Genomic DNA, 14,318 nt, shown 5'->3' with positions numbered 1-14,318 from the left:
AGGAACGCACCGCGCTGCCCTCGTTGCGCCTCATCCCTGCGGCCAGCCCGTCCCGCGGAGCGCGCGGCCGAGCGTGAGGGGGAGCAGCCCCGCGGCGAGCGTCGCGGCGAGGAGCAGCAGGACGGTGCCGGCGGCGAGCCGGTCGAGGAGCAGGCCCGCGGTCATGGTGCCGACGGGCATGCCGCCCATCAGCAGGGTCATGGTGGCGGCCACGGCGCGGCCGCGCATCGCGTCGGGGGCCTGCTGGAAGACCAGGACGTCGAGCATGACCCGCAGGGCGGGGATGCCGAGGGACATCACCAGGAGCGTGCCGAAGACCGCGACCGGGCCGTCGAGCAGGACCAGGACGCCGAACAGCAGCGGGGCGGCCCAGGCGACGGCGAGCAGGAGCGCGCCGGGGGCGACGGCGCGGTGCAGGCGGGTGACCAGCGGGGCGCCGAGCAGGCCGCCGACGGCTTCGCCGGTGAGGGCGAGGCCGGTGCCGGCCTCGGAGGTGCCGTGGTCGCGCAGCAGCACCATGACGGCCAGCAGCATCGCGGAGCCGGCCACGTTGAGGGCCACGGCGACCAGCACGGTGGCGCGCAGGGTCGGGTCGGCGAGCAGGTACCGCAGTCCGGCGAGGACGGCGCCCTTCTCCTTCTCCCCGGCCGCGGCCGGGGAGTCGGCCTTCCCGTCGTCGAAGCGGACGGCGATCGACGCGCCGAGCGCGGCCGCGGAGGCGAGCACGGTGGCGAGGAAGGGGACGGCCCGGCCGAGGCCGAGCAGGAAGCCGGCCAGGGGCGGTCCGGCCAGGGCCGCGCCGTTGACCCGCAGTTCGTCCTGGGAGAGGGCCTGGCGCAGTTGCTCGGGCGGGACGACGGCGCGCAGCGCGAGCATCCGGGAGGGGCCGCCGTAGGCCATGGTGGCGCCGATGACGGCGGCGGCCAGCAGGGTGTGCGGCACGGTCAGCCGGTGGGCGAGCAGGGCGACGGCGACGCTGAGCGCGGTGGCCAGCCGGACGGCGTCGGCGGTGATCAGCACCCGCCGCCGGTCGTGCCGGTCGGCGACGGCGCCGCCGTGCAGGCCGAACAGGACGGACGCGCCGAACTGGACGGCGCCGAACGCCCCGGCGAGGGTGGGCGATCCGGTCATGGCGAGGAGCAGCAGCGGGTAGGCGGTGTCGGCGACGCAGGTGCCGAGCATCGCGGCGGCGGATCCGGCCCACAGGGTCTGGAACCGGCGGTTGCGGCGCAGCGGCACCGGCGCGGGTGCGGTCGCGCCCACCGTCGTCGTCGGGTTCTCGGCCACCGTCATCACTCCACCCCGTTCACGCATCGACAACCATTCACGCAGGCGTGAATGGTTGCACGGCCGCGAATGATTGCACAAGAGGTGAACGCTGTGGCTGAATGAGAACGTGGTTGATCAGATGAAGGAGCGCGAGGTCACCGACGTCGCGACGTTGAAGGCCCTCGCCGACCCGCTGCGCCTGGCCGTGCTGGGCTCGCTGATGAAGCGGGATCCGGAACCGGTGTCGGTGAAGGAGATCGCGGCCGACCTGGACGAGGCGCCGACCAAGCTGTACCGGCACGTGAAGCAGCTGGAGCAGGCCGGGCTGGTGTTCGTCGCGGAGACCCGGCTGGTCTCCGGGATCGTGGAGAGCCGCTACCGGTCCGCCCAGCAGTCGCTGCGGCTGTCGCCGCAGGTCTACGCGGAGGGCGAGCAGCCGCCGGCCGCGCTGGGCGCGATGCTGGCGGCGATGGACCTGGTGCGGGCCGACTTCCGGCGCAACTTCCTGGCCGGCCGGATCGACCTCACCCCGGCCTCACAGGGCAACCTCCGGCCCAGCAAGTTCGCGCACACCACCACGCGGCTCACCCCGGAGCGGCTGCGCAGGCTGCGCGCCCGGCTCGACGAGGTGCTGGACGAGCTGTTCGCGGAGGAGGAGTCCACCGGCCCGGACACCGTCGAGGTGACCCTGTTCGCGCTGCTGTACGCCGTACAGCCCGCCCCGCAGCAGCCCACCGGGGACTGACGGGGCGTCAGACGTAGCGCTCCAGGATGGAGGACTCGGCGAGCCGGGACAGCCCCTCGCGGACCGAGCGGGCCCGGGTCTCGCCGACGCCCTCCACGGTCTGCAGGTCGTCGATGGACGCGGCCAGCAGCTTCTGCAGGCCCCCGAAGTGGTCGACCAGCCGCTCGATGACAGTGTTCGGCAGCCGCGGCACCTTGGCGAGCAGCCGGTAGCCGCGCGGCGAGACCGCGGAGTCCAGCGACTCGGGGGTGCCGGTGTAGCCGAGCGCCTTGGCGACGGTCTGCAGGTCCAGCAGCTCGGCGTGGGTGAGCGCCTCCAGGTCGTCCAGCACCTCGGCGACGGTGCGGCCCTTCTTGGCGGCGCGGTCCGGGAAGTAGTCGCGGACCACGAGCTCGCGCTCCGGCTCGACGCCGGCGATCAGCTCGTCCAGCTGCAGCGACAGCAGGCGGCCGTCGGTGCCGAGTTCCAGCACGTAGCCGGCGATCTCGCCGGCGATCAGCCGGACCATCTCCAGGCGCTGGACCACCGCGGAGACGTCCCGGACGGTGACCAGGTCCTCGATCTCCAGGGCGGACAGCGTGCCGGCCACCTCGTCGAGGCGCAGCTTGTAGCGCTCCAGGGTGGCCAGCGCCTGGTTGGCGCGGGAGAGCACCGTGGTGGAGTCCTCCAGCACCCGGCGGGTGCCGTTCACGTACATGGCGATCAGCCGCATCGAGTGCGAGACCGCGACCACCGGGAAGCCGGTCTGCCGGTTGACCCGCTCGGCGGTGCGGTGGCGGGTGCCGGTCTCGTCGGTGGGGATGTTGGCGTCCGGCATCAGGTGGACGCCGGCCCGGAGGATCTTGGTGATGTCCTTGTCGAGGATCACCGCGCCGTCCAGCTTGCACAGCTCGCGCAGCCGGGTGGCGGTGAACTCGACGTCCAGCACGAAGCCGCCGGTGCACAGGGCGTCCACGCTCTTGTCGAAGCCGAGGACGATCAGGCCGCCGGTGTTGGCCCGGAGCACCCGCTCGAGGCCGTCCCGAAGCGCCGTGCCCGGCGCGATCGCACTGAGGGAAGCCCGCAGCAGGGCCTCCTCGCGGGTGGACTTGTCCGCCCGGTCGATGGCTGCCACATGACTCCTTGGGCCGACCCGGACCGTGTGGCGCGGCGCCCGACGGTCTGTCTGTTATTACTGCACTTGATGGCAATTAGCAGGTGCAGTCTAACTGCGTGCGGCAGCAACGGGACGAGGGTCAGGCCAGTTCGTCCGAGTCGAGCGGCTCCCAGCCCGCCATCAGCTCGTCCGCGTACGCCGGGACCGGCTCGGCGGCGCGCCCCCGCCCGGGGGCACGCCCGGCCGGGACGCCCTGCGGCGCCGCGTCCTGACGGGGCTTCGAACGGGGACGGCGGCCGGGGATCGCCCGCAGCGCCTCGCCGATGTCGGAGACCTCCACGACCTTCATGCCCGGCGGCACCTTGCCCGGGTCCGGCGGCACCAGGGCGTGCGTGAACCCCAGCCGGTGCGCCTCGGCGAGCCGCCGCTGCACGCCCGTCACCCGCCGCACCTCGCCGGCCAGGCCGACCTCGCCGATCGCCACCAGGTTGCTCGGCAGCGGCGTGTCCGACGAGGAGGAGGCCACCGCGAGGGCGATCGCCAGGTCCGCGGACGGCTCGGTGAGCTTCACGCCGCCGACGGTCGCGGTGTAGATGTCCTGCTTGCCGAGCTTCACGCCGCCGTGCCGCTCCACCACCGCCAGGATCATCGCGATCCGCGGCGACTCCAGGCCCGAGGTGGTGCGCCGCGGCGAGGGGATCTGCGAGTCCACCATCAGCGCCTGCACCTCCGCGACCAGCGGCCGCTTGCCCTCCAGGGTGACGGTCAGGCAGGTGCCGGGCACCGGCTTGTCACGGCGGGTCAGGAACAGGCCGGACGGGTCGGCGAGGCCCACGATGCCCTCGTCGTGCAGCTCGAAGCAGCCGACCTCGTCGGTCGCCCCGTAGCGGTTCTTCACGCCGCGGATCAGCCGCAGCCGGGCGTGCCGGTCGCCCTCGAAGGACAGCACCACGTCGACCAGGTGCTCCAGCAGGCGCGGGCCGGCGATCTGGCCGTCCTTGGTGACGTGGCCGACCAGCAGCGTGGCCATGCCGCGCTCCTTGGACGCCCGGATCAGCGCGCCGGCCACCTCGCGGACCTGCGCGGGGCCGCCGGGTGCGCCGTCGAGCTCGGCGGAGGCGATGGTCTGCACCGAGTCCAGGATCAGCAGGCTCGGAGCCACCGCCTCGATGTGGCCGAGCACCGCGCCGAGGTCCTGCTCGGCGGCCAGGTAGAGGTGGTCGGAGAGCGCGTTGATCCGGTCCGCGCGCAGCCGGACCTGCCCGGCGGACTCCTCACCGGTGACGTACAGGGTGCGGTGCCGGTCGGAGGCGGCCTTCGCCGCGACGTCCAGCAGCAGGGTGGACTTGCCGACGCCCGGCTCGCCCGCCAGCAGCACCACCGCGCCCGGCACCAGGCCGCCGCCGAGCACCCGGTCCAGCTCCGGCACGCCGGTGGAGCGGGCGGTGGCCACCTGCCCGTCGACCTGCGCGATCGGCTTCGCGGGCGAGGAGACCGGCCCCGCCGCCGTGGTGCGGATCGGCACCGCGCCGTACTCCTCGACCGTCCCCCACGCGTTGCACTCGGGGCAGCGGCCGACCCACTTGGGCACCTGGTTGCCGCACTCGGTGCAGCGGTACGCCGGGCGCGGCTTGGCGGAGGTCTTGGTACGGGCAGCCATGCGGGCCACGGTAGCGCCTCGCGCCGACAGCGCCGGGCGGGCGGCGGGCCGGGTCAACGGCCGGCGTCAACCGGGCGAACAAGGAAGCGGTCCTGTTACCCGAAAGAAGGACAAGCAGCCCAAACCCGCCGGACGGCGGGTTTGGGCTCCCTACCGTCGATGACGTGACCACCGGCCAGCCCCACCCCGTCGACCCGTCCCCGGCCCTGCGGGCGTACGCCGCCTGCGTCGACGGGCTGTTCACCTACTGCCTGTCCGTGCTCTGCGACCACGACGCCGCCACCGCGGCCGCCCTGGAGGTCCGCGACCTCGCCCGGCGCCACGGCGACCGGCTCACCGACCCGGCGCTGCTGCGCGCCTGGCTGTACGCCCTGGCCCGGCACCGCTGCCTGGCCCGGCTGAACCGCACCGGGCCCGACGCCCCCGCCGCACCGGCGCCCGCCCCCGGCACGGCCCGCGAGCGGCGCCGCGAACTCGCCTCGCTGGCCTGGCCGGAGGCCGCCGGCACCGACCCCGAACAGCGCGAGGCGCTCGAACTGGCGATCCGGCACCGGCTGGAGCCCGGCGAGGTCGCGGCGGTCCTCGGCATGACCCCCGAGGACGCCGCCGCGCTGCTGGACGCCGCCGGCGCCGAGGTCGGCCGGACCAGGACCGCCCTGCTGGTGCTCGGCGTGGGCTCCTGCCCCGAACTGGCGCAGCTCGGCGGCGCCGGCGCGGAGTCCTGGCGAGGCTGGGTGCTCGGCCCGGCGCTGCGCCGCGAACTGGTGCAGCACCTGGCGGACTGCCCGACCTGCCGGGGCACCGCCGAGCGGGTCGGCGGCCGGCTCCCGCACGGCCCGGCCGGGCTGCCGGGCCTGCCGCTGCTGACCGCGCCCGCCCGGCTGCGCCCGGCCCCGCCGGCGGCGGGCGGCACCGCGTTCCTGTCCGGCGCGGCGGCCGGTCGGCGGGCCGCACAGGGCCTGGCCGGCGGCGAGCCGCAGTTCGACCGGCGCGGCTTCCCCCGGCACCGGGTGGCGGCCCCGGCCCGCGGCTCGGCGGTCCGGCAGCGGATGGTGACCACGGGTGTGCTGGCCGCGGTGCTGGCCGCGCCGGTGGTGGCGCTGTGGAGCGCGCACCGGGACGGCGGCGCGGACGACCGGGCGACGGCGGTGTCCTCGGTGCGGGTGGACGAGACGCCGGAGCGTCAGGAGTCGCAGCCCGCCTCCGCGGTGCCGGCCGCGGTGAGCTCCCTGCAGCTGGCGGGCGCGGTGGCCGCAGAAACGTCCCTGCCGACGGTTCAGGGCCCGGCGGTGCCGGTGCCGGTGCCGCCGCGGAGCCCGGCCCGGCCGTCCGACCCGGCGCCGGCCGCCGCCCCGGCCGCCCGGGACCGACTGACCGTGGAGGCCGGCGAGTACGGCAGCCGCACGGTGCTCACCCTGACCAACTCCGGCGGCAGCGCGCTGACCTGGCACGCCGTGCTGGACGTCGACTGGCTGCGGCTCAGCCGCGACTCCGGCACCCTCGCCCCCGGCCAGCGGATCACCGTCACCGTCACGGTCGACGAGACCCGCGCCCCGCAGGGCCGGTGGACGGCGCACCTGGCGCTGCCGCCGTCCACCGCCGTGGTCACCCTGGAGGGCGGCACCGACCACCGGGGCCTGCCCACGCCGGCGCCGGACGCTTCCCCGTCCCCCGGCGGGTCGCCGTCCCCCAGCGGGTCGCCGAGTCCGACCGGCGCGCCGTCCCCGAGCGGGTCGGCGGGTCCGAGCGGTTCGGCGGGCCCGACCGCGGGGCCCGATCCGTCGCCCTCCGCCTCGTCCGGCGGGAGTCCGGCGCCGAGCGCGTCTTCGGGCGGCCCGAGCGGCTCGCCGTCCTGAGGTCGCGTCAGCTGCCCCGGCGTCAGCGCGGCCGGATCGGCGGGAGGCGGTAGGTGCCGTCGAGGACCGCCTCCTGGGGCTGGTACATCCGGACCATCGGGCGGAAGCCGGAGGCCGGGGTGGGCAGCCAGTTGGCGAACTCGTCGGCGTCGGTGGGCTGCCGGTGCTGGAGGTAGAGGGTCAGCGAGCCGTCGGGTGCGTACACCAGGCCGGGGGTGCGGTCGCCGACGGAGAAGCGGTCGATGTCGTTGGGGACCAGCAGGTACTCGGGGGTGTCGTACATCGTCACCGACCAGAACGCGCCGACCGGCGGCGGCTGTTCGAAGCGCAGCGTGTAGGAGCGGGCGCCGTCCAGCGGGTGGCCGTCGGCGTCGTGGTAGGTGGTGGCGTAGGCGGCCTCGTAGGCGTGGTTGCCCCACAGGGCGGTGCGGGCGGCGACGGCGCGGGTCAGGTAGGTGGCGCGGCGGTCGGCGACCTTCCACTGCTGCTCGTCACGGGTGCCGGGGCCGAGGAAGTCCAGGTTGTAGTCGAACAGGTGCAGGCTGGCGGTCCATTCGCCGGTCGGCTCGACGGTGCCGATGCTCGCCGCCTCCACCCGTTCGCGGCCCGCCGCCAGGCCCTTGGCGAGCGCCTGCGCCCAGTCCGCGGGGCCGTCCAGGTACGGGGAGCGGCCGCGGTCGAGCAGTCCGATCGGGGCGAAGCGGTGCTGGAACTCGGCGTCGGCGGGGCCGGGCGGGAACGCCGCCATCCACACCCGCAGCCGTTCCAGGAAGCCCAGGGCCTCGGGCACGCCGGCGTCCGGCTCGGGCAGTCCGGCGAGTTCCCGGCCCTCCTCGGTCGGGGTGAGCGTCAACTGCTGCTGCAGCGCGCGGACCCGGGGCAGGTCCTCGGGGCCGGCGCAGGCGTGCCGGGCGGCGATCGCCGCCACCGCCGTCGGCGCGGTGATCACCGGCACGCCCTCGGGCGCGGCGCCCCGCCAGTGCGGCGGGGCGATCAGCCAGGTCTGCTCGGCGGTGCCGGAGGAACGGCGACCCACGTAGGCGAAGTTGTTGGTCCACGCGTCGATGAACTGCAGCACGTAGTAGGCCCCGGCGGTGTCCGGGACGTGCAGCAGCAGCGGGCCGCCGGACAGGTCGAGCGGGGCCACCGAGTACACCGTGTCGTTGTTCACGGACACGAAGTGCGAGTCGGGGGTGGCCAGTTCGGCGGCGTGCCCGAAGGTGTTCCAGCCGGTCGGGCCGATCGATCCCATGCCGCGCCGGTGGATGGTGTCCACCATGGTCAGGTCGGCGACCAGCGGGTAGCCGTACACGAAGGCCTCGGCGGCCAGCATCTCGGGCGTGGCGTCAGCCATGGCGGACGTCCTTTCCTGCCACGGGTTCAGCGGGGGCGGGACGGCCCCGGGTCCGGGCCGGCCGCCCCCGCCCAACAAAAGGGACCATTCGGGCATACCGGTACACCGGGGATGCTATGCGGCGCTCCCCCGCCCGCCGCCCCCGACGCTCCGACGGGCCGCCGGGCGGCGTCCGGTCGGCCGACTCCGTGTCCGCGTCCGTGACGGGACGGGCTCTGCCAGGAGCGAAGAATGCGGACGGCGGGCCGTCCGACCGGACACCCTCGTCCCATGGACATCCTTCTGCTCGGCGGCTCCAAGTTCCTCGGCCGCGCCTACGCCGCCGAGGCGCTCGCCCGCGGCCACCGCGTCACCACCTTCAACCGGGGCGTCAGCCGCGCCGACCTGCCCGGCGTGGAGGCCGTGCACGGCGACCGCACCTCGCTCGACGACCTGCACCGCCTCGTCGACGGCCGCCGGTGGGACGCGGTCGTCGACACCTCCGGCCAGCAGCCGCACGACGTCGCCACCGCCGCCCGCCTGCTGCGCGACCGCGCCGGGCACTACGGCTTCGTCTCCTCCGTCCACGCCTTCGCCGACTGGCCCGCCCTCCCCGTCGACGCCGACTCCCCCACCCACGAGTGCGCCGGCGACGTCGGCCCGGACCAGCCGTTCGCCAACGCCCTCAAGGCCGGCTGCGAACGCGCCCTGCTCGACAACTTCGGCCCCGCCGCGATCCTCAACTGCGGCCTGCTGATCGGTCCGCACGAGCCGATCGGCCGGCTCCCCTGGTGGCTCGACCGGATCGCCCGCGGCGGCCGCGTCCTCGCGCCCGGCGCGCCCGAGAACCCGCTCAGCCTGATCGACGCCCGCGACTTCGCCGCGTTCGGCCTCGACCTCGCCGAACGGCGCGCGACCGGACGGTTCGTCACCACCGCGTCCGTCCGCTCGGCGACCATGGGCGAGTTCCTCGACGCGTGCCGCGCCGCGACCGGCTCCGACGCCGAGTTCGTCTGGACCTCCGACGAGACCCTGCTCGCCGCCGAGGTCGCCCCGTGGGTCGAACTGCCGCTCTGGGCCCCGGTCGCCGACGGCTGGCACGGCACCTGGAACGCCGACCCCGCGACCGCGCTCGCCGCCGGCCTGCACATCCGCCCCCTCGCCGAGACCGTCTCCGACACCTGGGCCTGGCTCGAGTCCGGCGGCCGCGAGGAGGTCGCCTACCGGCAGCTCGACACCCCGCTGGGCATCGACCCGGAGAAGGAGAAGGCCCTGCTGAACGGGTGACCGGGCCGGGGCGGCTCCGTCAGTGGTTCCGCCGGGTGACCAGTTCCGCCAGCGCGAGCAGCTCGTCGGTGCGCTCCGGGTCGGGAACGGCCACCGCCAGGTGGCTGATCGCGGTGGCCATCCGCTCGCAGCTCTCGCCCTGCGCCCAGGCGCGGCCGCCCGCGCGGTCGACGGCGTCGGCGGCGGCGGCCAGCTCCGCGGGGCTGAGCGGGCGGCCGGAGGCGTACAGCGCGGCGAGTTCCGCCCCGGCCGCGCCGCCGGCGGTGAGCGCGCGGACCACCGGGAGGGACTTCTTGCGGGCGGCGAGGTCCGCGCCGACCGGCTTGCCGGTGATCGCGGGGTCGCCCCAGATGCCGATCAGGTCGTCGATCAGCTGGAAGGCGAGCCCGATCTCGCGGCCGAAGGCGTCCATCGCGTCGGCGGTGGCGGCGTCCGCGCCGGCGTACAGCGCACCGAGCGCGCACGCGCAGCCGAGCAGGGCGCCGGTCTTGCTCCCGGCCATGGCGAGGCATTCGGCGAGGGTGACCTCGTCGCGCTGCTCGAAGGAGCAGTCGGCCTGCTGTCCGGCGCAGAGCTCGACCACGCAGTCGGCGAGGCGTCGGACGGCGGCCGGGGCGGCGGGGTGCGGGTCCTCGGCGAGCACCCGGAGGGCGAGCGAGTGCATGGCGTCGCCGGCCAGGATGGCGCCGGTGGTGCCGAACACCCGCCAGGCGGTGGGCCGGTGGCGGCGGGTGTGGTCGCGGTCGAGGACGTCGTCGTGCAGCAGGGTGAAGTTGTGGACGAGTTCGACCGCGGCGGCGGCGCGGACGGCGTCCTGCGGGCGGCCGCCGACGGCCTGGGTGGCGGCGAACACCAGGGCGGGGCGGATCGCCTTGCCGGAGCCGGCGGCGCTGGGGGCGCCGTCGGCCTCCAGCCAGCCGAGGTGGTAGCCGGCGATCTGCCGCATCGAGTCCGGCAGGGAGTCCACGGCGGCCCGCAGCGCGGGGTCGACCACGGCGCGGGCCCGGCCGAGCAGGGCGAGGGCCTCCGCGGTGTCGCGGGCGCCCTCGACGACGACGGTGTCCTCGTCGTGGTGCTCGCGTTCGGACACGGTGATGGCCATGGTGAGTCCTCCCCCTCTGGCCCGCCCCCGGTGCGGGGCGGGGGTGATCTCCGCGCGGGCCGAGTGCCGGCGCGGCGGACGGGCGGGCCCGGGACGGCGGGCCCGCCCGGCGGTCAGTCGTGCCAGTTCGCGACGTCCACGTTCTCCAGCACGCCGATGGCGTCCGGGACGAGGATCGCGGCCGAGTAGTACGCGCTGACCAGGTAGGAGATGACCGCCTTCTCGTCGATGCCCATGAAGCGGACGTTCAGCCCGGGCTCGACCTCGTCGGGCAGCTTGCCGGGCCGCAGGCCGATCACGCCCTGGTTGTCCTCGCCGACGCGCATCGCCAGGATCGAGGTGGAGCCGTTCACCACCGGGATCTTGTTGCAGGTGAAGATCGGGACGCCGCGCCAGCTCTGCACCGTCTTCCCGTCGACCTGCACGGTCTCCGGGTACAGGCCGCGGCGGTTGCACTCGCGGCCGAACGCGGCGATCGCCTGCGGGTGGGCGAGGTAGAACTTGGTGCTGCGGCGGCGGCAGAGCAGCTCGTCCATGTCGTCGGGGGTGGGCGGCCCGGAGTGGGTCTGGATCCGCTGGCCGTACTCGGCGTTGGTCAGCAGACCGAACTCCGGGTTGTTGACCAGCTCGTGCTCCTGGCGCTCGCGCAGCGCCTCCACGGTCAGCCGCAGCTGGTGCTCGGTCTGGTCCATCGGCTTGTTGTAGAGGTCGGCGACCCGGCTGTGCACCCGCAGGACGGTCTGCGCGACGCTCAATTCGTATTCGCGGGGCTTGAGTTCGTAGTCGACGAAAGCGCCGGGCAGTTCGTGTTCGCCCTCGTGGCCGGCCGACATTCCGATCTCCGCCTCGCCCTTGCGGTTCTGCGGCAGCCGGGAGCCCGCGATGTGGGCGAGGATCTGGTCGCGCAGTGCCTCGGAGCGGTCGGCGAGCTCCTGGAAGGCCGGCCAGGACAGCACCATGACCGTGCCGGCGGTGGCGGCCTTGACGCTGTAGGGCCAACGGCGGTCCGCGACGGTGAGCGCCTCGTCGCCGATGTGGTCGCCGTCGGCGAAGGTGCCGAGCACGGTCGCGTCGCCGTACCGGCCGGTGCCGATCTTGTCGACCTTGCCGTGCGCGACCAAGTAGACCTCGTCGATCTCGCGGCCCTGCTCGATCAGCAACTCGCCTGCCGCGAAGTCCCGTTGGACGAAGCGGCCGGCGAGTTCGGTGAGCAGCTCGTCGTCCTCGAAGCCGCGCAGCACCGGCACCTCGCGCAGCGTGGGCGGCACCACGGCCACCTCGCGCCCGGTCTGCACGAAGGCCACCCGGCCGCGGCCGACGGCGTACGACAGCCGCCGGTTGACCCGGTAGGTGCCGCCGGAGACCTCCACCCAGGGCAGGGCGCGCAGCAGCCAGCGGTTGCTGATCTCCTGCATCTGCGGGGCGGACTTGGTGGTCGACGCGAGGTTCTTGGCGGCCGCCACCGAGAGGCTGCTCTGCGGCCTCGACTGGGGAATTCCGGCGGTGGTTTCGGTCGTCATTTCCGAGGGACCTCGTGATCACGTCGACGGCGGTGGGCGGCAACCATGCTGACGGTCGGTCAGGTACCGCGGCAATCACTCGTGCGGGTGATTCAGGTGTGCGAGCTGAATAGTGCGACCAGTGCGCTGGATCGATCATCGTTCGAACCCCGAGGGGCTCCCGACACCCTTCCGCACGCCCCCGCGAACGCCCCCCGAACGCCCCGTCCGGCCCCGGTTCGAGGGGTCCGCGCAGTTCACCGGCCCGTTGTTCGAATCGCCTCGGAACAGCGCTAAGGTGGCCCCCTCACCGCGTGGTGACCGCCGCCACAGCGCAGGCGAACCGGTCGGTGACCTCCCATCGGCACGCCCTTCTCCAGGGAGACCTTCCGTGACCGCGCCCGTCCGCGTCTGGCTCAACCGCACCTACGCCGAGAACGTCTTCTTCATCGAGCTGCTGCGGGCCGCGCCGCGCCCGGTGCACGTCCTGGCGACCCACGTCGACGCCGACTCGCCGGTGCTCGCCGCCGCCGACCTCGGGCTGCTGGAACCGGACCGGCTCTCCGCCGAGAGCTACGTCGAGTTCGCGCTGGAGTTCTGCGCCCGCCACGACGTGGACGTGTTCCTGCCCCGCCTGCACCAGCTGGCGATCTCGCTGCGCCGCCGCGACTTCGAGGCCCTCGGCACCGCGCTGATCTGCCCGCCGGCGGCCGCGACGGCGCTGTTCGACAGCAAGGCCGAGGGCTACCGCGCCCTCGACGCGGCCGGCCTGCCCACCCCGCTGTGGCGGCACGCCGACACCGCCGCCCAACTGCTGGCCGCCGTCGAGGAGATCGAGGCCACCGGCGCGCAGGCATGCCTGAAGCCCGCGAGCGGCGCCGGCGGCGAGGGCTTCCGGATCCTCACCCGCGAGCCGTTCAGCCTCCGTCGGCTCGCCGGGTACGTCGACGCCCGGGTCCAACTCGACCAGGTGCTGGCCGCGTTGCGCACCTCCACCGCCCCCGCCGACCTGCTGGTGATGCCGTACCTGAACGGCCCCGAGGTGTCCGTGGACTGCCTCGCCGACCAGGACGGGCAGCTGCTGGCCGCCGTCGGCCGCACCAAGCAGGGGCGCCGCCGCAGCTTCACCGTCGACCCCCGCTACCTGGAGCCGGCCCGCCGCCTGGTCGAGCAGTTCGGCGTCGGCCACCTCTCCAACGTCCAGTTCCGGCACGAGCCGGACGGCCGCCCCGTGGTCCTCGACATCAACACCCGCCCGTCCGGCGGCCTGCACCAGCTCCGGCTCTGCGGGCTCAACCTGCCCGCCGCCGCGCTCGAACTCGCGCTCGGCGGGCGGCCGTCGCTGCCCGCCGTGGACGAACTCGCGCTCGGCGAGTACACCTTGGTGTCCGGCATCCAGGCGGTCCTGCCGCGACAGGCCGCGGCGCCGGCGCTGGAGCGGACCGGCGGCCTGCTCCCGCCCGCCCTCGCCCGGTAGCGACCGCCCGCCCGCTCAGTCCGCCGGCCCGGACCAGTCCAGGGTCGGCGGCAGCACCCCCTCCAGGGTGAGCAGCCAGCGCTTCACCTCCACCCCGTGCCACGACCCGCCGAACCCGCCCAGGCCGTCCGCGGCCACCACCCGGTGGCACGGCACCAGCAGCGGCAGCGGGTTGGCCCCCATCATCTGCCCGACCGTCCGGGCCGGCACCCCCGGCTCGTTCACACCCTCGAACACCCCGCTGCGGGCGGCGAGTTCGCCGTAGGTCACGGTGCGTCCGTAGCCCACCTCCGCCCACAGGCAGCGCAGCACGGTCAGCTGCGGCCCGGACGCGAACCGCCAGTCGATCGGCAGCTCCAACTCCCGCCGCCGCCCGGCGAAGTACTCCCCCACCCGGGCTTCCACCAGCGCCCGCTTCCGCTCGTCGCGGCACTCCGGCACCCCCACCGGCCGCCCCGCGAACACCTCCCCGGCGTACGTCACCGCCGCCACCCCGTCCGCCGTCACCCCGAACCGCATCGGCCCACTCGGCAACGGCGTCCGCACGGTCACCCACGACAGCTCCATCCCCCCAACCTATCCGCGCGCCCCGGTCCGCCGCAGGCCCCCGGACACGCCTCGCGCCGCGGGCGGCCGCCCGTCGGCGGCGGCGTTCGCGGCGCGGGGCGTGAGCGGGTCAGAGGTGGTCGCGCAGGTAGGCGGCGAGCTGGCGGGACCAGGTGGCGAGTTCGGCGCGGTCCGGGGCGTCGCCGCCGGAGAGGGTGGCGAGTTCGGTGGCGGGGAGCCGGCCGGTGGCGGCGAGGTCGGAGAGGCCGGACAGCACGGCGGTGAGCCGCTCGGCGTCGTCGTGGCTGAGCATCACGAGCGCGTCGGTGTGGCCGATGGTCATGGAACCGGGCATCGCGTTCTCCTCGGATCGGGCCCCCCGGTGTCCCCCTCCGTCCACCGTACGACCGGCGGGCCGGGCCCGCGCGGGTGCGCCGCTCGCCCGTTC

Annotated in this window: 12 protein-coding genes; 4 read left to right on the top strand and 8 right to left on the bottom strand. The window is 75.0% G+C overall.

Annotation, left to right across the window (positions count from 1 at the left end):
* Positions 1-30 precede the first annotated feature (30 nt).
* Positions 31-1,293, bottom strand: coding sequence for an MFS transporter (locus ACFV1L_RS07300; RefSeq protein WP_380363703.1), 1,263 nt, complete (start codon positions 1,291-1,293; stop codon positions 31-33).
* Between the two features lie 103 nt (positions 1,294-1,396).
* Here ACFV1L_RS07300 and ACFV1L_RS07295 point away from each other — a divergent pair, with 103 nt between their 5' ends.
* Entirely contained in the window at positions 1,397-2,014 is a 618-nt protein-coding gene (locus ACFV1L_RS07295; protein ID WP_380363701.1) for a helix-turn-helix domain-containing protein, read from the top strand.
* Between the two features lie 7 nt (positions 2,015-2,021).
* Here the strand turns inward: ACFV1L_RS07295 and disA are convergent, their stop codons facing one another.
* Positions 2,022-3,128, bottom strand: coding sequence for a DNA integrity scanning diadenylate cyclase DisA (gene disA / locus ACFV1L_RS07290; protein WP_380363699.1), 1,107 nt, complete (start codon positions 3,126-3,128; stop codon positions 2,022-2,024).
* 121 nt (positions 3,129-3,249) lie between these two features.
* Positions 3,250-4,770, bottom strand: a complete 1,521-nt coding sequence (radA, locus tag ACFV1L_RS07285; protein WP_380363697.1) for a DNA repair protein RadA — start codon at positions 4,768-4,770, stop codon at positions 3,250-3,252.
* Positions 4,771-4,934: 164 nt separating this feature from the next.
* On the opposite strand from radA, the gene ACFV1L_RS07280 reads away from it, so the two are divergent.
* A complete protein-coding gene (locus ACFV1L_RS07280) occupies positions 4,935-6,626 on the top strand; it encodes a hypothetical protein (protein WP_380363696.1) in 1,692 nt (563 codons plus the stop codon).
* A 22-nt stretch (positions 6,627-6,648) separates the two neighbouring features.
* Here ACFV1L_RS07280 and ACFV1L_RS07275 read toward each other — a convergent pair whose 3' ends face one another.
* Entirely contained in the window at positions 6,649-7,980 is a 1,332-nt protein-coding gene (locus tag ACFV1L_RS07275; RefSeq protein ID WP_380363695.1) for a DUF1254 domain-containing protein, read from the bottom strand.
* A 270-nt stretch (positions 7,981-8,250) separates the two neighbouring features.
* On the opposite strand from ACFV1L_RS07275, the gene ACFV1L_RS07270 reads away from it, so the two are divergent.
* On the top strand, positions 8,251-9,246 hold the full coding sequence (locus tag ACFV1L_RS07270) for an NAD-dependent epimerase/dehydratase family protein (RefSeq protein WP_380363693.1): 996 nt from the start codon (positions 8,251-8,253) through the stop codon (positions 9,244-9,246).
* 19 nt (positions 9,247-9,265) lie between these two features.
* Here ACFV1L_RS07270 and ACFV1L_RS07265 read toward each other — a convergent pair whose 3' ends face one another.
* Entirely contained in the window at positions 9,266-10,348 is a 1,083-nt protein-coding gene (locus tag ACFV1L_RS07265; RefSeq protein ID WP_380363691.1) for a family 2 encapsulin nanocompartment cargo protein polyprenyl transferase, read from the bottom strand.
* Positions 10,349-10,461: 113 nt separating this feature from the next.
* The gene (locus ACFV1L_RS07260; protein WP_380363689.1) at positions 10,462-11,868 is read right to left on the bottom strand and encodes a family 2B encapsulin nanocompartment shell protein; all 1,407 of its coding nucleotides are present in this window, start codon (positions 11,866-11,868) and stop codon (positions 10,462-10,464) included.
* Between the two features lie 370 nt (positions 11,869-12,238).
* Between ACFV1L_RS07260 and ACFV1L_RS07255 the strand changes: the two genes are divergently transcribed.
* Complete coding sequence (locus ACFV1L_RS07255) at positions 12,239-13,324, top strand: ATP-grasp domain-containing protein (protein WP_380363687.1); 1,086 nt, start codon at positions 12,239-12,241, stop codon at positions 13,322-13,324.
* A 15-nt stretch (positions 13,325-13,339) separates the two neighbouring features.
* Here the strand turns inward: ACFV1L_RS07255 and ACFV1L_RS07250 are convergent, their stop codons facing one another.
* Both ACFV1L_RS07250 and ACFV1L_RS07245 read right to left on the bottom strand, forming a co-directional pair.
* Entirely contained in the window at positions 13,340-13,891 is a 552-nt protein-coding gene (locus tag ACFV1L_RS07250) for a methylated-DNA--[protein]-cysteine S-methyltransferase (RefSeq protein ID WP_380363686.1), read from the bottom strand.
* Positions 13,892-14,000: 109 nt separating this feature from the next.
* Complete coding sequence (locus ACFV1L_RS07245) at positions 14,001-14,225, bottom strand: hypothetical protein (RefSeq protein ID WP_380363684.1); 225 nt, start codon at positions 14,223-14,225, stop codon at positions 14,001-14,003.
* Between the last annotated feature and the right edge of the window lie 93 nt (positions 14,226-14,318).

Source organism: Kitasatospora sp. NPDC059646, from assembly GCF_042734615.1.
Lineage (GTDB): Bacteria > Actinomycetota > Actinomycetes > Streptomycetales > Streptomycetaceae > Kitasatospora.
Note: the sequence above shows the minus strand (reverse complement) of the source record. Positions and strands in the feature narration are given on the sequence as shown.

Bases quoted from the DNA above. Each gene is read 5' to 3' on its own strand.
- ACFV1L_RS07270 (WP_380363693.1), top strand. From the start codon at position 8,251: ATGGACATCCTTCTGCTCGGCGGCTCCAAGTTCCTCGGCCGCGCCTAC.
- ACFV1L_RS07265 (WP_380363691.1), bottom strand. From the start codon at position 10,348: ATGGCCATCACCGTGTCCGAACGCGAGCACCACGACGAGGACACCGTC.
- radA (WP_380363697.1), bottom strand. From the start codon at position 4,770: ATGGCTGCCCGTACCAAGACCTCCGCCAAGCCGCGCCCGGCGTACCGC.
- ACFV1L_RS07250 (WP_380363686.1), bottom strand. From the start codon at position 13,891: ATGGAGCTGTCGTGGGTGACCGTGCGGACGCCGTTGCCGAGTGGGCCG.
- ACFV1L_RS07275 (WP_380363695.1), bottom strand. From the start codon at position 7,980: ATGGCTGACGCCACGCCCGAGATGCTGGCCGCCGAGGCCTTCGTGTAC.
- ACFV1L_RS07300 (WP_380363703.1), bottom strand. From the start codon at position 1,293: ATGACGGTGGCCGAGAACCCGACGACGACGGTGGGCGCGACCGCACCC.
- ACFV1L_RS07245 (WP_380363684.1), bottom strand. From the start codon at position 14,225: ATGCCCGGTTCCATGACCATCGGCCACACCGACGCGCTCGTGATGCTC.
- ACFV1L_RS07260 (WP_380363689.1), bottom strand. From the start codon at position 11,868: ATGACGACCGAAACCACCGCCGGAATTCCCCAGTCGAGGCCGCAGAGC.